This window comes from Ruminococcus sp. RTP21358st1_G6_RTP21358_211008, assembly GCF_040908885.1.
Classification (GTDB): domain Bacteria; phylum Bacillota; class Clostridia; order Lachnospirales; family Lachnospiraceae; genus Blautia_A; species Blautia_A faecis.
This window is the reverse complement of the sequence record NZ_JBDGDM010000052.1, coordinates 1-19,584: the sequence shown is the minus strand read 5'-3', so window position 1 is coordinate 19,584 and position 19,584 is coordinate 1. Positions and strand designations below refer to the sequence as shown.

General features: G+C 43.9%; 16 protein-coding genes, 1 tRNA gene and 1 other annotated feature. Of the genes, 15 read left to right on the top strand and 2 right to left on the bottom strand.

The features are described from left to right. From gatA to AB5Z12_RS17105, 7 genes are all read left to right on the top strand, one after another. Positions 1-1,473: an Asp-tRNA(Asn)/Glu-tRNA(Gln) amidotransferase subunit GatA gene (gatA, locus tag AB5Z12_RS17135; protein WP_118578475.1), complete on the top strand. Its 1,473-nt coding sequence runs from the start codon at positions 1-3 to the stop codon at positions 1,471-1,473. After that, complete coding sequence (gene gatB / locus AB5Z12_RS17130; RefSeq protein ID WP_173770056.1) at positions 1,470-2,909, top strand: Asp-tRNA(Asn)/Glu-tRNA(Gln) amidotransferase subunit GatB; 1,440 nt, start codon at positions 1,470-1,472, stop codon at positions 2,907-2,909. Before gatA ends, gatB begins: the two co-directional genes overlap by 4 nt. Positions 2,910-2,929: 20 nt before the next feature. Continuing rightward, the gene (locus tag AB5Z12_RS17125; RefSeq protein WP_173770055.1) at positions 2,930-4,144 is read left to right on the top strand and encodes an LL-diaminopimelate aminotransferase; all 1,215 of its coding nucleotides are present in this window, start codon (positions 2,930-2,932) and stop codon (positions 4,142-4,144) included. A gap of 83 nt (positions 4,145-4,227) precedes the next feature. Beyond that, on the top strand, positions 4,228-4,557 hold the full coding sequence (locus AB5Z12_RS17120; protein ID WP_173770054.1) for a cupin domain-containing protein: 330 nt from the start codon (positions 4,228-4,230) through the stop codon (positions 4,555-4,557). A 194-nt stretch (positions 4,558-4,751) separates the two neighbouring features. Further along, complete coding sequence (locus AB5Z12_RS17115) at positions 4,752-6,014, top strand: M18 family aminopeptidase (protein ID WP_173770053.1); 1,263 nt, start codon at positions 4,752-4,754, stop codon at positions 6,012-6,014. Further along, on the top strand, positions 6,007-6,876 hold the full coding sequence (locus AB5Z12_RS17110) for an HAD-IIB family hydrolase (protein ID WP_179988274.1): 870 nt from the start codon (positions 6,007-6,009) through the stop codon (positions 6,874-6,876). The genes AB5Z12_RS17115 and AB5Z12_RS17110 overlap by 8 nt, the downstream gene beginning before the upstream one ends. 61 nt (positions 6,877-6,937) lie before the next feature. After that, a complete protein-coding gene (locus AB5Z12_RS17105; RefSeq protein WP_173715509.1) occupies positions 6,938-8,131 on the top strand; it encodes a M20 family metallopeptidase in 1,194 nt (397 codons plus the stop codon). A gap of 9 nt (positions 8,132-8,140) precedes the next feature. On the opposite strand, the gene AB5Z12_RS17100 is transcribed toward AB5Z12_RS17105, so the two are convergent. Further along, entirely contained in the window at positions 8,141-9,085 is a 945-nt protein-coding gene (locus tag AB5Z12_RS17100; RefSeq protein WP_173715510.1) for an AEC family transporter, read from the bottom strand. A gap of 189 nt (positions 9,086-9,274) precedes the next feature. On the opposite strand from AB5Z12_RS17100, the gene AB5Z12_RS17095 reads away from it, so the two are divergent. From AB5Z12_RS17095 to ilvC, 3 genes are all read left to right on the top strand, one after another. Then, positions 9,275-10,354, top strand: coding sequence for a tyrosine-protein phosphatase (locus tag AB5Z12_RS17095; protein WP_118578469.1), 1,080 nt, complete (start codon positions 9,275-9,277; stop codon positions 10,352-10,354). Between the two features lie 194 nt (positions 10,355-10,548). Beyond that, entirely contained in the window at positions 10,549-11,046 is a 498-nt protein-coding gene (gene ilvN / locus AB5Z12_RS17090) for an acetolactate synthase small subunit (RefSeq protein ID WP_118578468.1), read from the top strand. A gap of 191 nt (positions 11,047-11,237) precedes the next feature. Further along, entirely contained in the window at positions 11,238-12,257 is a 1,020-nt protein-coding gene (ilvC, locus tag AB5Z12_RS17085; protein WP_118578467.1) for a ketol-acid reductoisomerase, read from the top strand. A 273-nt stretch (positions 12,258-12,530) separates the two neighbouring features. Here ilvC and AB5Z12_RS17080 read toward each other — a convergent pair whose 3' ends face one another. Further along, positions 12,531-13,406 (bottom strand): LysR family transcriptional regulator, encoded by an 876-nt coding sequence (locus AB5Z12_RS17080; RefSeq protein WP_173736604.1) that lies wholly within the window; start codon positions 13,404-13,406, stop codon positions 12,531-12,533. Between the two features lie 318 nt (positions 13,407-13,724). Between AB5Z12_RS17080 and leuC the strand changes: the two genes are divergently transcribed. From leuC to AB5Z12_RS17055, 5 genes are all read left to right on the top strand, one after another. Next, positions 13,725-14,993: a 3-isopropylmalate dehydratase large subunit gene (gene leuC, locus AB5Z12_RS17075; protein WP_118578465.1), complete on the top strand. Its 1,269-nt coding sequence runs from the start codon at positions 13,725-13,727 to the stop codon at positions 14,991-14,993. Between the two features lie 15 nt (positions 14,994-15,008). Further along, positions 15,009-15,497 carry a 3-isopropylmalate dehydratase small subunit gene (gene leuD / locus AB5Z12_RS17070; RefSeq protein ID WP_118578464.1) on the top strand — a complete coding sequence of 163 codons (489 nt, stop codon included), beginning with the start codon at positions 15,009-15,011 and terminating at the stop codon, positions 15,495-15,497. A gap of 335 nt (positions 15,498-15,832) precedes the next feature. After that, positions 15,833-15,906, top strand: a tRNA-Pro gene (locus tag AB5Z12_RS17065). Between the two features lie 59 nt (positions 15,907-15,965). Then, positions 15,966-16,234 (top strand) — a binding site (T-box leader). A 169-nt stretch (positions 16,235-16,403) separates the two neighbouring features. Then, positions 16,404-18,059, top strand: a complete 1,656-nt coding sequence (locus tag AB5Z12_RS17060) for a 2-isopropylmalate synthase (RefSeq protein WP_173736367.1) — start codon at positions 16,404-16,406, stop codon at positions 18,057-18,059. Between the two features lie 466 nt (positions 18,060-18,525). Beyond that, entirely contained in the window at positions 18,526-19,455 is a 930-nt protein-coding gene (locus AB5Z12_RS17055) for a cell wall hydrolase (RefSeq protein WP_173736368.1), read from the top strand. Positions 19,456-19,584: the final 129 nt, after the last annotated feature.

Here is a 19,584-nt window from a genome sequence, read left to right as displayed (position 1 = left end):
ATGGAATTAGAAAAATTAACAGCCTTACAGCTGGCTGATAAGATTAAAAAACATGAGGTCAGTGTTCTGGACGGCGTCAAGGATGTCTTTTCTAAAATAGAGGAAAAAGATAACAGAATCCACGCATATCTGGACACTTATAAAAAAGAAGCGTATGCAAGAGCAAAAGAGGTGGAAAAAGGCATTGAGGATGGAACTTATACCAGTCCTCTTGCCGGTGTTCCCATTGCTATCAAAGATAACATTTGTGTACAGGGAAAACCTACTACCTGTGCGTCAAAAATTCTGGAAGGATTTGTTCCCCAGTATCAGGCAGAGGTGATCAGCCGGCTTGAAAAAGCAGGAATGATCATTATCGGAAAAACAAATATGGATGAGTTTGCCATGGGAAGTACGACGGAAACTTCTGCCTATGGCATTACCAGAAATCCATGGAATACAGAGCATGTTCCAGGCGGCTCCTCAGGCGGCTCCTGTGCAGCTGTAGCAGCAGGAGAGGCTTATCTGGCACTGGGCTCTGATACAGGAGGTTCCATCCGTCAGCCAAGCTCTTATTGCGGTGTGACAGGAATGAAGCCTACTTATGGTACGGTTTCCCGTTATGGGCTGGTTGCATATGCCTCTTCTCTGGATCAGATCGGACCGATTGGAAAAGATGTGGCAGATTGCGCAGCACTTCTGGAAGTGATCGCTGGCCATGATCCGAAAGACAGTACTTCCATTGACCGAAAAGACCTGGATTTTTCCAGTGAGATGACAGATAAGATTACAGGAATGAAATTTGGTGTTCCGAAGGAATATCTGTCAGAGGGAATTTCGCCAGAGGTAAAAGATGCCTTTATGGAAACCCTGAAAGTGCTGACCCAGATGGGAGCAATTGTAGAATTTTTCTCTGTCAAAACTATGGAATATATGATTCCGGCATACTATATTATTGCCAGCGCAGAAGCAAGCTCCAACCTGGAGCGCTTTGATGGCGTAAAATATGGCTATCGTGCAAAAGAATATGACGGTCTTCATGATATGTATAAACGTACTAGAACGGAGGGCTTTGGAGAAGAAGTAAAACGTCGTATCATGCTTGGTTCCTTTGTTTTAAGCTCTGGTTATTACGATGCTTATTATCTGAAAGCCCTGCGCACCAAAGCACTTATTAAAAAAGAGTTTGATCAGGCTTTTGGAAAATATGACGTGCTTCTTGCCCCGGCAGCTCCTTATACAGCGCCGAAGATCGGAGAAAGCTTAAAAGACCCTATGGCAATGTACCTTGGGGATATTTATACAGTTGCCGTAAATCTTTGCGGACTTCCAGGAATTACAGTTCCCTGCGGAAAAGACAGTGCCGGACTTCCAATCGGAATCCAGATGATCGGAGACTGTTTTATGGAAAGGAAGATCCTTCGTGCTGCCCATGCCTATGAAAGCGTAAGAGGAGATTTTGGAACACCAGAGGAAGGAGGTAAGAGAGCATGAAACAGTATGAGACTATTATCGGACTTGAGGTTCATGTAGAACTTGCCACCAGAACAAAGATTTTCTGCGGCTGCTCCACAGCATTTGGAGGGGCACCCAATACCCACACCTGTCCGGTGTGTACTGGTATGCCAGGTTCTCTTCCGGTATTAAACAAAAAGGTAGTAGAATTTGCCCTGCGCGCAGGACTTGCCACAAACTGCAGCATCAATCAGTATTGCAAATTTGACCGTAAGAACTATTTTTATCCGGATAATCCGCAGAATTATCAGATTTCCCAGCTGTATCTGCCAATCTGCCATGATGGATTTGTGGAGATCGAGACAGAAGCTGGCAAGAAAAAAGTCCGGATCCATGAGATGCATATGGAGGAGGACGCAGGTAAGCTGATCCATGATGAGTGGGAGGACTGCTCTTTGGTAGATTATAACCGAAGCGGTGTTCCTCTGATTGAGATCGTTTCTGAGCCGGATATGAGAAGTGCAGATGAGGTTATCGCTTATCTGGAAAAGCTTCGTTGTACCATGCAGTATCTGGGTGTTTCCGATTGTAAGCTTCAGGAGGGTTCCATGCGTGCTGATGTGAACCTTTCTGTGAGAGTGGCAGGAAGTGATACACTTGGAACCAGAACAGAGATGAAGAACCTGAACTCTTTTAAGGCCATTGCACATGCTATTGAGGGTGAAAGAGAGCGTCAGATCGAGCTTCTGGAGATGGGTAAAAGTGTCATCCAGGAGACCAGAAGATGGGATGACAATAAAGAGTCTTCTCATGCGATGCGTTCTAAGGAGGATGCAAAGGATTACCGCTATTTCCCGGATCCGGATCTTCCGCCGATCCATATTTCTGATGAGTGGATCGCAAAAATCAGAAGTGAGATGCCAGAGTTCCGGGAGGAGAAGGCTGCCCGTTATCAGAGTGAGTTTGGTCTTCCGGAGTATGATTCCCAGATTCTTACAGAGTCCAGACATCTGGCTGCTTTGTTTGAAGATGTGGCTACGCTGAGCGGCAATCCGAAAAAGGCGGCAAACTGGTTTATGGTGGAAGTGCTTCGTCTTATGAAGGAAAAAGGCATTGAGGCTGAGAAGTTAAGATTTACACCGCAGCATCTTGCAGATCTTCTCACAATGGTCGATAAGAAGGAGGTAAGCCCACAGAACGCCAAGAAGGTATTTGAAAAGGTATTTGATGAGGATGTTGATCCGGTAGCTTATGTGGAAGAGCATGGTTTAAAGATCGTGGAGGATACCGGGCTTCTTAGCAGCACCATCAGCAGGATTCTGGATGAAAATCCTGGACCGCTGTCTGAGCTTCTTGGAGGTAAAGAGAAGGTTATGGGCTTTTTTGTCGGTCAGATCATGAAGGAAATGAAGGGCAAGGCAAACCCGGCAAGCGTGAGAGAGGCGCTGCTGGCTGAGGTTGAGAAGAGAAAGTAGATTTACAGGAGGATAATCAGATGGTTACCGTTAATCATAATTATTTAAAACTGCCAGGAAGCTATCTTTTTTCTACAATTGGAAAAAAAGTGCGTGCCTATAAAGAAGAGAATCCGGATAAAGAGGTGATCAGCCTTGGTATTGGTGATGTGACACAGCCGCTGGTTCCGGCTATTATTGATGCTCTTCACGGGGCAGTCGAGGAGATGGCTCACGCAGAGACTTTTCACGGTTATGCGCCAGATCTTGGGTATGAATTTCTGAGAAGGGCAATCGCAAAGAACGATTACCAGGACAGAGGATGCAATATTGCAGCAGATGAGATTTTTGTTTCTGATGGTGCGAAAAGTGATTCTGGTAATATTCAGGAGATTTTTGGAACAGATAATAAGGTTGCTGTGTGTGACCCGGTTTATCCGGTTTATGTGGATACCAATGTTATGGCGGGCCGTACCGGAGAGTATAATACGGTTCGTGAAAATTTTGACGGTGTGATCTATATGCCATGCCGCAAGGAGAATGGATTTTTGCCGGAATTTCCATCAGAAGTGCCGGATCTGATCTATCTTTGCTTTCCAAATAATCCGACCGGTTCTGCTATTACAAAGGATGAATTGCAGAAATGGGTGGATTATGCCAACAAAAATGGCTGTGTGATTATTTATGATGCAGCTTATGAGGCTTATATCTCTGAGGAAAATGTACCGCACAGTATTTATGAGTGCGAGGGTGCGAGAACATGCGCGATTGAACTTCGAAGCTTTTCTAAGAATGCCGGATTTACTGGTGTTCGTCTTGGATTTACGGTTATTCCGAAGGAACTGGTACGAGATGGGGTATCACTTCACAGTCTGTGGGCAAGACGTCACGGCACCAAGTTTAACGGTGCTCCTTATATTGTACAGAAGGCAGGAGAGGCTGTCTATTCTGAGGCAGGTAAGGCTCAGCTGAAGGATCAGGTTGGCTATTATATGAGAAATGCAAAGCTGATCCATGATGAGCTGACAAAAGCTGGCTTCTCTGTTTCCGGTGGTGTGAACGCGCCTTATATCTGGCTGGAAACACCGGATAAAATGACTTCCTGGGAGTTTTTTGATTATCTCCTTAAAAATGCAAATGTGGTTGGTACGCCAGGTTCTGGTTTTGGTTCTCATGGAGAGGGCTATTTCCGTCTGACTGCGTTTGGAACTTATGAGAATACTCTGAAAGCCATTGACAGGATCAAGAGTTTGTAATTATAATTGAAGAAAGCTGAAAAACAGGGCGCATCTCTGGCGAAAGCTGGGGATGTGCCCTTTTACGAAGGAGGAGTCTGGATATGAAGATCAATCGTATTGAGCATATGTGTGAGGGGAATGGACATGTGATTATCAAGGAGCTGCTGGATGAGCAGCAGTTAAATGGGAAGTGTGGGCTTTATGCAGAGGTGACTCTGGAACCGGGATGTTCTCTTGGTTTTCATATGCATTATGGGGAGAGTGAGACCTATTATATTCTGACCGGGGAAGGGGAATATAATGACAATGGGACTTCCTGGAGACATGTGAAAGCAGGCGATATTACCTTTACACCAGATGGAAGAGGTCATGGACTGGCGAATACGGGGAATACGGATATGGTGTTTATGGCGTTGATTATTAAAGATTGAGAGTGTTGCTATGCTCGCAAATCTGCCGAAAATCCCCAAGCCCCACAAGCAGTACCCGCTGCCACCTCCCCTGTGTATCGGTTGGAACTGGTTCAAATGTGGTATGACTTATCACTTTGGCGAGCGGGGCTCGCAAAACGATTGCGGGGGTGTGGCAAAGGGAAAAGTATAGAAAAATATTTAGGAGTTTAGAAATGAATCATACAGCAGAGAAATTACTTACATTTATCAAAGAGAGCCCTACTGCATTTCAGGCAGTGGAGATGATGAAAACAAGATTTACGGAGAATGGATTTACAGAGTTAAAGGAAGATGAGCACTGGGAGATAAAAAACGGTGGGAAGTATTTTGTGATCCGGAATCATTCGGCAATCATTGCATTTACCGTGCCGGAGGTTTCCAGCGACGTGTTCCATATTATTGCAAGCCACAGTGATTCCCCGTCTTTGAAGATCAAGGAGAATCCAGAGATGGTGGAAAATGGGTATGTGAAGCTGAATGTGGAACTTTATGGTGGTGCGCTTCTGGCTCCCTGGTTTGACCGCCCCCTTTCTGTGGCTGGACGTCTGATCGTGAAGGAGGATGAACAGATTTGTGAGAAGCTTGTGACTGTGGACAAGGATATGTTGATGATCCCGAATCTGGCTATCCATATGAATCGTGAGGCGAACAGCGGTTATAAGTATAATGTGCAGAAGGATATGCTTCCTCTTTATGGCCTGGAGAGCGCTAAGGGATCTTTCTTTAAAACTGTGGCAGAGGCAGCAGGGGTGAAAGAAGAGGACATTCTGGGACATGATCTGTTCCTTTATAACCGCATGCCTGGTACGGTTTGGGGCAGTGAGGAGGAATTTGTCTCTGCGCCAAGACTGGATGATCTGCAGTGCGCTTTTTCCTCTATGGAAGGACTGATTGCTGGAAAAAATGAGAAGAGCATCTGTGTACATATGGTAATGGATAATGAAGAGGTGGGAAGCGGCACCAGGCAGGGGGCTGCATCTACTTTCCTTCGGGATACCCTCCTTCGCATTAATCTGGGGCTTGGAAGAAGCTACGAGGATTATCTGATCTCTCTGGCAAAGAGCTTTATGATCTCTGCGGATAATGCACATGCGATTCATCCGAACTACCTTGAGAAGGCGGATCCGGTGAACCGACCGCATATTAATGCCGGAATTGCGGTGAAGTATAATGCGAACCAGAAGTACTGCACAGATGGTATTTCGGCAGCGATGTTTAAGGAACTCTGTAAAGAGGCAGGGGTATCCTGTCAGGTTTACGTGAATCGTTCGGACGTAGCCGGCGGCTCCACTCTGGGAAATATTTCCAATACGCAGGTGGCTTTAAATACAGTAGATATTGGACTGCCGCAGCTGGCTATGCATTCTCCTTATGAGACTGCCGGTGTGAAAGATACCTGCGACTTTGTAAAGCTTGCGGGGGTATTTTATGCCTGATAACATTTTCAAGGGAAGTTATGAAGGTGCTTCTTCTACAGGAAGTGGACAGCAGATTCACAAAAAAGCAGTGTTTTTTGATGCTGATGGTACGATCTGTGATATTGAAAAGGGGACACCGGCCAGTGCTGTAGAGGCGATTACAAAACTGGTGAAGAATGGCCATCAGGCATGGCTGTGTACAGGAAGAAGCAGGGCGTTTGTGCCTGATTATCTGGAACAGATCCCTTTTACGGGAATGATCAGTGCCTGTGGATGTACAATTGAGAAAGATGGCAAAAGGCTTTTTAACAAGGAAATGACCACGGAGGCAGCATGGCATTCGGTGGAGGTCCTTCGGAAATATGGCATGATTCCGGTGATGGAGGGTGCTGATTGGATGTACTACGATAAGGATGAGTATAATACAGATATTAACTGGTATGCTGATCTGATCACAAAGGCTCTGGGGGCTAAGTGGCGTCCTGTTAAGGGGTATGAACACGACCTTCATATTAATAAGATCAGTTCTAAGATCGTGCCGGGAAGTGATCCTGAGAAGGCCTGTGCGGAGCTTGAGGACTATTATGAGTTTATTGGCCATGTAGGGGAAGGTCTTGCCGGGGATACCATTGAGATGATCCCGAAAGGCTTTTCCAAGGCTGTTGGCATTGCGGCTGTATGCAGGATTTTTGATATTGCGCATGAGGATACCATTGTATTTGGTGACAGCAATAATGACCTGTCTATGTTCGAATATGCAAAGACGAAGGTGGCAATGGGAAATGCGGCGCCTGGAATCAAGAAGCTGGCTGATTACGTGACAACGGATATTTTTCATTATGGAATTAAAAACGGGTTGGAGCACCTGGGATTGATTTAGCTGTTACTTTAGATCATTTCAGACAATTCGCGTACTTCGAGATAAGGGTAAAGGATAAAATATGGCAGAGCGATTAAATTACCAATGTAAATTTGAAAAATACAAAGAAGAGCTGATCAGATTGCGGCGTCATTTCCACAGGCATCCGGAGCTGGGGCTTCAGGAGTTTGAGACATCTGCTTTTATACAGGAGTATCTGGGAAAATTAGGCTATCGGTTTCGGATTGTGGAGCCTACGGGGATCATTGCGGAGCATCCCTGTCAGGATGAGGCAGCTTTTGCCGGCAAAAAGAAAGTTGTGCTTCGCGCAGAGATGGATGCACTTCCTATACAGGAACAAACTGGACTGTCTTACGCATCGGAAAATGCCGGAGTCATGCATGCCTGTGGTCATGATGGCATCGTGGCTTCGGCGTTGGTGCTGGCGAGGATTCTGGCGGAAGAGGGAGAGGTTTTTCCAGTGCGGATGCGGTTTCTTTTTGAACCTGCTGAAGAAATCGGTGAAGGTGCCAAGCGAATGCTGGCAGCAGGTGCCCTTGATGGAGAACCGGATATTTTTCTCATGTTTCATTACGCAGTGGATCAGTCTTTTGGAATGGCAGTGCATGAGGGACAGGCTTCGGCTATGATCAATGGCATGGAAATCCGTGTTCATGGAAAATCCAGCCACTGGTGTGAGGCTCATAAAGGAATTGACAGTATTTATGCGGCTTCTCTGGTGGTAAAAGCCCTTCATGATCTTAATGAAGCGTATAAAGGAAAAGGTCCCTGCCTGATCGGAATCGGAACCATTCATGGTGGAGAATACTCTAATATTATTACAGATCTTGTGACTCTGCGGGGAAATATCCGGGCTGCTTATGAAGAAGATTACCAGGCGCTGGATAAGCGGCTGAAGGAAACCCTGAATGAAATAGAAGCAAAGACGGGAACAAGGATCGAGTTGGAATATCCAAAGCCTGCAGTTCTGCCTTTTGCAAATGATCCGGAGCTTACCAGGATTGCGGAAACTGCAGGAAGGAAGATATTTGGAGAGCAGTTTCTTCTGGAAGGCGAGGAGCAGCTGTTTTTGTCCGGAGACAATGCCTATCGGTATTTTTTACATACAAAGGGCTTGTTCAGTGTATTTCTGGCAGGAATTCCTGATAAGGGTTATCCGCTGCATCATCCGAAATTTCAGATTGATGAGGATATTTTGCCATATAGCCTGGAGGCGTTGTATGAGATACTGTCTGGCATTGACAGGGATATGTAGCAGAATCCATTAAATCAATCCTAAACTTTTGCAAATGAACAGCCAGATAGTGAGAGTAAAAGCACTGAATAATGTAGTGAGCATAATGACACTGGAGGAAAAGGACCCTTCGTGCCCCATGTTTTTTGCCATAATATAACAGCTTACTGTGGTAGCAGAACCAAGCATGATCAGAATGGCAACCAGCTTGTCATGGGTAAATCCAAGTCTGACAGCAACTGGAAGAAAAATGGTGCAAAAGCCGATCAGCTTCATAAAAGTGCAGGCGATAGTTGCTTTTAATCTGGAAAAAGCTTTTCCAAAATGAAGGGCACCACCCATGGCCATCAGTCCAAGAGGTGTGGCTGTTTTTCCGAGGTTATTGACAGTACTGGAAAGGATTGTTGGAAGAGGCAGACGAAGGACAGACCAGATAAGACCTGCCAGGATTCCAAGAATAATAGGGTTGCTGGCAATTCCTTTTAAGGTTTTTAGGAGCATCTGTTTGTTCATTCCCTGATTGTCAGGCTTCATAAAAGAGAGAACCATGACTGCCATTACATTATAGAGAGGAACGCTTGCTATGATCATAAGAGGTGCCATACCGGCATCTCCATAAAGGTTCTGGATGATAGCAATGCCGAGGATTGCCGCGCTGCTGCGGTAAGAGGCCTGGACAAATTCTCCCTGTATGTCCCTTGGATTCAGCAGGAAGGAAAGACCGATAGAAATGGCAATGCTGCAAAACGTAGCGCCAAAACAAAAGAGAACAAACTTTGTATCCCAAACTTTAATAAAATCTGATTCAGCCACATTCATAAACAAAAGTGCGGGTAAGGCTGCCTTGAATACAAATTTGTTCATCTGTGCAACAAAGGAATCATCATAAAGATTAATTTTTCGAAGAAAATAACCCAGCATGAGGGTCAAAAAAATAGGAATGGTTGCATTGAGGCAAAAAATCAGATTATCCATAAATAATTCACCTTTCTAAGTTTGTCGACATGTTGCTGTTCACTTCGTTCACAAAAAACACCTCGCGGAATGTTACCTGTGAACAGCAACCCCGACATATCTTTTTTGATTATAAACTTTTTCCAATAATTGTCAAATTTTGTTTTCTGTGGTATCGTAAGAATGAAAGGCAACGAATGGAGGAGAAATATGAGATACGGTAAGATTCGCGTAGAAGATGGAAATCTGATCTTTTTCAGACATATGATACAGAATAATCTTCCTTGCAGAGATATTGTCTGGGCGTATATCCATCGGGAAGGCGAAAACGCAGAAGAAGCAGTGAAGCAGATGATCTCTAATTATCTGGTGATCATTACCAGGAGAAAGAAGCGATATCAGTTTGAGATGACGGAGCATGAGGCACAGGACTGCCTGCGGATTCTGAAACTTTTCAATCCGGAAATGGCTACCGGATTTCCCAAGGGCGGACGGATTACGATGCAGAGTCTTTCCAATACAAGAGATCTTGGGGCAATCGCCACAAAGGATGGGCGTCATATCCTTCCCAGGAAGCTTATTCGAAGCGGAAATCTTTATCATGCTTCCATGGCTGATCAGCATGTTTTGCAGGAGGACTGCAAGCTGAAGACTGTGATCGATCTCAGAGACCAGCTGGAACGAAATGAAAGACCGGACATTGTGGTGAAGGGTGTGGAATATTATCACATCCCCATGATCGATGAAGAGACTATCAGCGATTCTCCGAAAAGTGTTTTGGGAATACTGCAGACAAATGATATGTTGAAAAAGGTTCTGGAGTATGATGGCGATATAGAGAGTCTGATCGAGCAGCAGTATGAGAATTTTGTAAAGGATCAGTATTCAGTGAAACAATGTGCCAGATTTATGGATGTATTGCTGCATCACGAAAATGGTGCTGCTCTCTGGCACTGCAGCTTCGGAAAAGACAGAGTGGGGGTAGTGACAGCCCTTCTTCTTTGTGCTCTTGGAGTTCACAGAGATGTGATCCGGGAGGATTTTATACGTTCCAATGTGTGCCTGGCAGGAGAACTGGATTATATGCTGCGTTACCTTGAGGCAAACAGACTGGACAGTATTGCAAATGTAAATAAAGTATCAGCGCTTTTCAGGGTAAAAGAGGAATATCTGGACAGAATGTTTCGTACGATTTATGCGGAATATGGAAATGTGGAGCGTTTTTTGAGAAGAGGACTTTATCTGAACCAAAAGACAGTGACAGACCTGCAGAGTAAATATCTGATATAAAATATTTACGTAAAATATAGATACTTCATACTGTGTAAATATGTTAATAGTGAAATGAAAGTGTGTTATATGAATAAAAATGCTTTAATGCTATAAAACATTAAAACTTTTTTGAAGTGTAGCATTGACAAAATAAATTATGTTGTTATAATGATAACCATATCAATCTGAAGCACGAAAGCAGGATTATATTTATGCAAAATAAGATTTTATCTTTACTAGTTGACAACACGTCAGGTGTACTCAGCCGGATTGCCGGAATGTTCAGCCGTCGTGGTTATAATATTGACAGTATCACTGCCGGAGTTACAGCGGATGTGAATTATACTCGCATTACAGTAGTGTGCAGCGGAGATGACGCAATTCTTGATCAGATTGTGAAACAGCTTGCGAAGCTTGTTGATGTAAGGGATATCAAAGTCCTGGATCCATCTGACAGCGTAGTTCGTGAGACTGTTCTTGTGAAGGTTGCAGCCGCACCGGAGCAGAGACAGGGAATTGTTTCCATTGCGGATATTTTCCGTGCCAAGGTTGTAGATGTGAGCAAGGATTCTCTCATTGTAGAGATGACAGGCAGCAAGACCAAGCTGGAGGCATTTATTAATCTTATGGGAGATTACGAGATTCTGGAACTGGCACGTGCCGGTGTTATGGGTCTTGAGAGAGGCTCTCATGGGGTGAAATTTTTGTAATTGCGGAAGCGCTGATCAGGCAGATGCCGCAGGAGGCAATCCGCCACAGGCGGAGAATTCTGAAGGCAGGATTATTTATTTGGTTTGCTAAGGGGCGTATTTCTGGAATGAATAATCATACACAGGATATGCATATATATTCCCTTAACGATATATATTTTTAAGTTTTAACACAGTAGGAGGAAACGAAAATGTCAGCAAGAATTTTTTACCAGGAAGATTGTAATCTCTCTTTATTAGATGGAAAAACAATCGCAATTATCGGTTACGGCAGCCAGGGACATGCTCACGCACTGAACCTGAAGGAGTCCGGATGTGACGTCATTATCGGTCTTTATGAAGGCAGCAGATCCTGGAAGAGAGCTGAAGAGCAGGGATTTAAAGTATATACAGCAGCTGAGGCTGCAAAGAAGGCTGATATCATCATGATTCTGATCAATGATGAGAAACAGGCTGATATGTATAAGAAAGATATCGAGCCAAACCTTGAGGAAGGCAATATGCTTATGTTTGCTCATGGTTTCAACATTCATTTCGGATGTATTGTTCCGCCAAAGAATGTAGATGTTACCATGATTGCTCCAAAAGCACCAGGACATACAGTAAGAAGCGAGTATCAGGCTGGCAAAGGAACTCCTTGTCTGGTAGCTGTTGAGCAGGATTACACAGGAAAAGCACTTGACAAAGCACTTGCATACGGACTTGCTATTGGTGGTGCAAGAGCAGGACTTCTTGAGACTACATTCCGTACAGAGACAGAGACAGACCTTTTTGGAGAGCAGGCAGTACTTTGCGGTGGTGTTTGTGCACTTATGCAGGCTGGTTTCGAGACTCTTTGCGAGGCTGGTTATGACCCAAGAAATGCATACTTCGAGTGTATCCACGAAATGAAGCTGATCGTAGACCTGATTTATCAGTCAGGCTTCGCTGGAATGAGATATTCCATCTCCAACACAGCTGAGTACGGTGACTACATCACAGGACCGAAGATCATTACAGAAGATACAAAGAAAGCAATGAAGAAAATCCTTTCCGATATCCAGGATGGTACTTTCGCAAAAGACTTCCTGCTTGATATGAGCCCAGCTGGACGTCAGGTTCATTTCAAAGCTATGAGAAAGAAAGCTTCTGAGCATCCATCTGAGAAAGTTGGCGAAGAAATCCGTAAACTCTACAGCTGGAACGGCGAAGATAAGCTTATTAATAACTAAGCAAAAAAAATCCGGGGAAACCCGGATTTTTTTTGCGCTACTTCGGTGTAGCGAAGCGGAGCCGAAGGGACCCGTAAAAATCCGGGGAAACCCGGATTTTTTTGCGCTACTTCGGCGTAGCGAAGCGGAGTCGAAGGGACCCGTAAAAATCCGGGGAAACCCGGATTTTTTTGCGCTACTTCGGTGTAGCGAAGCGGAGCCGAAGGGACCCGTAAAAATCCGGGGAAACCTGGATTTTTTTGCGCTACTTCGGTGCAGCGAAGCGGAATTTCTCTAGATTTCTGCCAGTTGTGTCAGAAGCTTCTGATTTTCGCTCCCTTTCTTGCACACAAATCCGATTTCCCTTGATGGGAAAGTCAGTCCCAGAGGTGCTTCCACAAGTATTTCTTTATCAAGATCATTTTGCACAAATTCTTTGATCACGCAGGCGATTCCCAAGCCTACCTGTGCAAACTGGATTAAAAGATCCATGGAGCTGACTTCCAGAATATGTCCAAGCTGCATCTGGTGCTCATGAAGCATGGTATTGACGGACTGTCTGGTTATATTCTGTTCGTCAAGAAGCATGAAAGTAGCAGTGTGCTGAAGGGGTTCTGATGGAAAAAGCTGGTGCTGATTCTCCAGGTATTGGTGTGTAGCGACAAAGGTATCCTGGATCTGCAGCAGAGGCGAAAATTCGTATCCGGATAGTTTCTGTGGTCGTCCGATCAGACCGATGTCTATTTTGTCTTCCTCAAGAAGTTTCAGGGTCTGGTAGGTGGACTGACAGGAGATTGTAATACGGATTTGCGGATTGGCAGCTATGAAATCTTTCAGCCTGGGCATAAGTACATATTTGCATAAAGTGGTGCTGGCACCAATGCGCAGCCTGGGAATCTCTCTGGAGCGATTGTGAAGAATGGAATCTTCTCCTTCGGAAAGAAGGTCGAAGGCTCCTTTTACTTTTTCATATAGAATCCGACCGTCAGGGGTGAGGGCTACACCTCTGGAACTGCGTTTGAAAAGAGTGGTGTCCAGATTATTTTCCAGTTTTTTAATGGCGCGGCTGATAGCAGGCTGGCTGATGTACAGCTCCTTAGCAGCGGATGAGATATTGCCCGTGCGGCTGACTGTGTAAAATATATGATAAAGAGACAGATTTTCCTGCATAAATTCCTCCTGAATATATAACAATATTGCTTACCCTTGTCCATGGCAATCTATCTTACATTGTACAGAAATCAAGCATTCGAATGATTTATCGCCGAGCTTCTTAGTTTTTTGTGAACAAAGTTCACGGAAAACCCGAGAATTACGGCGCGAAATCATGCGAATGCATGATTTCTGTGCATTGCGAAGCACGTTACTGGTCACGGAATGAACAGTAACATAACTACAAATTATAATAACTATGATTAATATGTATTTTTATTATAACAGAAAGTGTGCTAAAATATCAACATACAATGAATCAGGAGGAATACTAAAATGGGAATGACAATGACTCAGAAGATCCTGGCAGCGCATGCAGGTCTGGATCATGTAGAAGCAGGACAGCTTATAGAGGCACAGCTTGACCTTGTTCTTGGAAACGATATCACTTCTCCGGTAGCTATCCATGAGATGGATAAGATGACGGTAGATACCGTATTTGACAAAGATAAAATTGCACTGGTAATGGATCACTTTATTCCGAATAAGGATATTAAGTCTGCTGAGCACTGTAAATGTGTTCGTGAATTTGCCTGTCGCCACGATATCACCAATTATTTTGATGTAGGACAGATGGGAATTGAGCATGCGCTCCTTCCGGAAAAAGGTCTTACAGTTGCAGGCGATGTGATTATCGGAGCTGATTCACACACTTGTACATATGGAGCTCTTGGAGCTTTTTCCACTGGTGTCGGAAGTACTGATATGGCAGCTGGCATGGCTACAGGAAAAGCATGGTTTAAGGTACCGTCTGCCATTAAATTTAATATCGTTGGCAAACCGAAAAAATGGGTAAGTGGTAAGGATGTGATCTTACATATTATTGGAATGATTGGCGTGGACGGAGCTCTTTATAAATCTATGGAGTTCGTAGGAGAGGGAATTAAAAACCTGTCTATGGACGACCGGTTTACTATTGCTAATATGGCAATTGAGGCTGGCGGAAAGAATGGAATTTTCCCGGTTGATGATCTTGCAATCGAATATATGAAGGAGCATTCCAAGCGCCCGTATACAGCATACGAGGCTGATGAGGATGCTGTTTATGAAGCTGAGTACACAATTGATCTTAGCACATTGGAACCAACTGTTGCCTTCCCTCATTTACCAGAGAACACTAAGACCATTTCTGAGATTGGAGAGCCGGTCGTTGTAGACCAGTCTGTAATCGGATCCTGTACGAATGGCCGTATTGACGACCTTCGTGTTGCAGCCCAGATTTTGAAGGGACGTAAGGTTAAGAAAGGGCTTCGCTGCATTGTGATTCCTGCGACTCAGGCAATTTATCTGCAGGCAATGGAAGAGGGACTTCTTAAGATTTTCATTGAGGCTGGAGCAGTTGTAAGTACACCTACCTGTGGACCGTGCCTTGGTGGATACATGGGTATTCTGGCCGCTGGTGAGCGCTGCATTTCTACTACTAACCGCAACTTTGTAGGACGTATGGGACATGTGGAGTCTGAAGTTTACCTGGCAAGCCCGGCAGTAGCTGCAGCAAGTGCAGTAACCGGTTATATTTGTGCACCGGAAGAATTAGGATTATAAGGAGGAGTACTTATCATGCAGGCAAAAGGCAGAGCTTTTAAATATGGAGATAATGTTGATACAGATGTTATTATTCCGGCACGTTATCTGAATTCTTCAGACCCGGCAGAACTGGCAACTCATTGCATGGAGGATATTGATAATACTTTTGTAAAAAGAGTACAGAAGGGTGATATTATTGTAGCAACTAAGAATTTTGGCTGCGGTTCTTCCCGTGAACATGCGCCGATCGCTATTAAGGCAGCTGGTGTCAGCTGTGTTATCGCAGAGACATTTGCCAGAATTTTTTACAGAAATGCAATCAACATTGGACTTCCGATCATTGAGTGCCCGGAAGCAAGCAAGGGCATTGATGAGGGGGATGAGGTAGAGGTGGATTTTGATTCTGGCATGATCTACAATCGCACCAAAGGAACTGAATTTAAGGGGCAGGCCTTCCCGGAATTTATGCAGAAGATCATTAAGGCGGAAGGACTTGTTAATTATATTAATGCACAGCATTAATATAATTGTTAACAGGCAAAGTAAAATATCCTGTTAAAGGGCAAATCGCCCAATCAATAGAAATTTGTCCAAGCATAAAAACTGACCTTGATGGACTGGGAAAACCAGCTGTCAAGGTCTTTTGGTATATGGGCGAAAACCTTGATTTCTGTGATTTTTCTCAATAAAATTGCAGCTTTATCTACGTTCAAGGTTCTTTCATAATTGGATAGGGGAGTTATACATGGGTTACCCGTCTACTCCGTTCACAGTTACCTAATTTGTTTTTGTTAGTTTGTTTTTTTGAAAAAACTGTTGATTTTTATTATAACATTTGGTACAATATCAACTGTTCGCGGGGTATGGCGTAGCTTGGTAGCGCGCACGGCTGGGGGCCGTGAGGTCGCAGGTTCAAATCCTGTTGCCCCGATTAGTCATTGACAAGTGACTTGAAAAATGTTAAGGTAATAACCACAAAGAACATATAAGAGAAATGCTTTGATAAGGAGTAGTACACAGGTGCCAGAGCACAGAGAGTCATCGGGTGGTGTGAGATGACGGAAGGAAACTGTAGAACTCGCCTTGGAGCAGCTGTCTGAAATTACTTCGAATGGTTAGAAGAAGCGAGAGTAGACACAGCCGGATTCCACCGTTACAGGGAAAGGATATAAGGAGTAATCCCGTATCCGATAAGTGTATGGATTCTATTCATGAAATAAGAGTGGTACCGCGTAGGATGTATGTCTTCCGTCTCTTGCACCTGTATGTGTGCAGAGTTGGAGGGCTTTTTTTATGTGATAGCAACCTCATTGAAATTTGCTGCCATATAAACCTGCTTTATCAGACAGAGTTCTGACAGGGCAGACAAAGAATCCTTCCGTCACAGAAAAGAGAAAATTTAAATTTACAATATGGAGGAATGAAAAAATGATGAATGTAAGCAAATACAAAAAACAGTATTATCTTCCACCAGAAATCTGTATGGACTGGGCAAAAAAGGACTATATTGACAAGGCACCTGCATGGTGTTCTGTAGACCTTCGTGACGGAAACCAGGCACTTGTCATCCCAATGAGCCTGGAACAGAAGGTTGAGTTTTTCAAACTTCTTGTACAGATTGGATTTAAAGAGATTGAAGTAGGATTTCCAGCTGCTTCTGAGACAGAGTATACGTTCCTTCGTACCTTGATCGATCGCAAACTGATTCCTGAAGATGTTACGATCCAGGTACTGACACAGGCCAGGGAGCATATTATCCGTAAAACCTTTGAAGCTGTAAAAGGTGCACCCAAAGCCATTGTTCACGTATACAATTCCACATCTGTTGCACAGCGTGAACAGGTATTCAAGAAATCTAAAGAAGAGATTTTAAAGATTGCCGTAGAAGGTGCGAAATTATTAAAAGAACTGGCTGAACAGACAGAAGGAAACTTCCAGTTCGAGTATAGCCCGGAGAGCTTTACAGGAACTGAGCCGGAATATGCCCTTGAGGTCTGCAATGCAGTTATCGATGTATGGCAGCCAACTCCGGACAACAAATGTATCATCAACCTTCCGGTAACAGTGGAGCATTCCATGCCGCATGTATATGCAAGTCAGGTTGAGTATATGTGCAAACATATGCTTTACCGTGAAAATGTAATCGTATCCTTACATCCTCACAATGACAGAGGTTGTGGTGTGGCAGATTCTGAAATGGGAATTCTTGCCGGAGCAGACCGCATCGAGGGAACTCTTTTTGGAAACGGAGAGCGTACTGGTAATGTTGATATTGTAACACTTGGAATGAATATGTATTCCCAGGGAGTAGATCCGAAGCTTGACTTCTCTGATATGCCTCACATCTGCGAGGTATATGAGCGCTGTACGGGAATGACAGTTGGAGAGAGAAGTCCATACAGTGGCGCACTTGTTTTTGCAGCATTTTCTGGTTCACATCAGGATGCAATTGCCAAAGGCATGCACTGGATCGAGGAAAAAGATCCGAACCGCTGGACAGTTCCGTATCTGCCAATTGATCCCACAGATGTTGGACGTAATTATGATGCAGATGTTATCCGTATCAACAGCCAGTCTGGAAAAGGCGGCGTAGGCTACATTCTGGAAACAAAATACGGTCTGAACCTTCCGCCAAAAATGCGTGAGGCAATGGGTTACGCAGCCAAGGGTGTTTCCGATCACCTTCATAAAGAGCTTCATCCAGATGAAATTTTTGATCTGTTCAAAAAGACTTTTGAGAATGTGGGACAGCCGTACAGCATTAATGAAGTGCACTTCCAGCAGACAGGCGAGGGAATTACAACTAAAGTAACCTCTACATTTAATGGAAAAACAATTACTACAGAGGCTGTGGGAAATGGACGTCTCGACGCAGTGAGCAATGCCCTGAAGAAAGCATACGAATTGAAGTATTCTCTGGAAGTATACCAGGAACATGCGTTAGAGCGCAGCTCCAGTTCCAAGGCTATAGCATATGTTGGAATCAAGAAGCCTGACGGAACTATGGCATGGGGAGCCGGCGTAGACCCGGATATTATCCGTGCTTCCATTGATGCACTTGTAACAGCAATCAATAACCGCTGATAGATCTGTTTAAACCTTATTTATAATAAGAAGCATATTTGATAACAAAAAGACAAACCACCGCGAATCAGTTTATAAAAAAGACTGTGCGGTGGTTTGCTGTTTTGAAAGGTGTCAGCGTTTTTTGTCAGAATTCGGCGATAAAAAAGGTTTGACGAACAGAAAAAGAAAAGCTATAATGAAATCCATAAGAAGGGGAGAAACAACCATACCTAAGAATAAAAGGGGACAAATAGAAACAGGGTAAATTTATCAAAAATATTACATGATTTTTGAATGAATCATCCTATTTCTTTCTTGTCGTCTTTCTTTTTTTACCTGTTTTTAGAGAAAAAAGCTATAGAAAGCAAAAAAAACTTGACATTTGGGAGTTTATTAAATATAATTTTCCTATAAATTACAGAAATGTTACAGAATGAATAATAAAAGAAATCAAAACATAACAGAAGTGCAAGGAAAGAAGAATATGAAATTAAAAAGAAGTTTACAACATGTAACAACTTGCAAGAGCAATGCCCAGAAAAAAAAGAATGGAAATGCTCTTGTACATAATTTTGTAGCTCTTAGCGCCTGCGCCACGTTGGCAATGATTTTGGCAGTTGGAACGAAGGTGGCGGAGTTTGGTCCACGGAGTCAGGTATATGCAGCTTCGGACAAAGAGAACAGATCCGCGGATGCCTGGACTGACCTTGGAAATGTAGAGTATGATCTGCCTACAGGAATTGCCGGTATGGTAACCAGTGTTGCAGATACTCCATCAGCAGGAACATCTGTAACAAGAATTGGAACTTCATGCGAGAGAGTCATGGTAGGCCAGCGCGTGAAGCAGATAAAAGGAAACGTGGATGAGCTGAATGTAGGGGACTCTATGGCTGATACAGTTGCGAGCCTTGATGCAGCTGCAGTATCCATGTCTGCAAATCCGAAGATCATGTCGGACGCAGATTATGATAACCTGCTTCATATAGTAGAGGCAGAGGCGGGCACAGAGGACATTAAAGGTCGTGTACTGATCGCAAATGTAATTATGAACCGCCTTTCCCATGAGGAATTTCCAGATACCATTACAGGTGTTATTCTGGATCAGAGAAATGGAATTCCTCAGTTTTCACCTGTTTACGATGGTAAGTTTTATGAAGTAACGGTAACAGATGAGACCAGGGAAGCTGTGAAACAGGCATTAGAGGGAACTGACTATTCAGAAGGAGCTCTGTTCTTTGTTCAGCGTTCTGCTGCGGACAAAAAGAACGTGTCCTGGTTTGATAAGGATTTAAAAAAATTATTTAAATATGGTGTTCACGAGTTTTACACCTACCCGGATGAAGCTAAGTCACAGAACACTGAGAATGAAACCTCAGAAGATGACACAAACGTTGTTCAGATGGTGAAAAAATAATATTTTAATAACAGTAACATTCTGTAATAAGGAGATATAAGCCGCCAGGAAATTTGATATGCCCCTTGTCAAGTAGACAGGTGAAATATCTAAAGGTAATCGAGTAGGAGGCGGTGACTAACCGCCGTC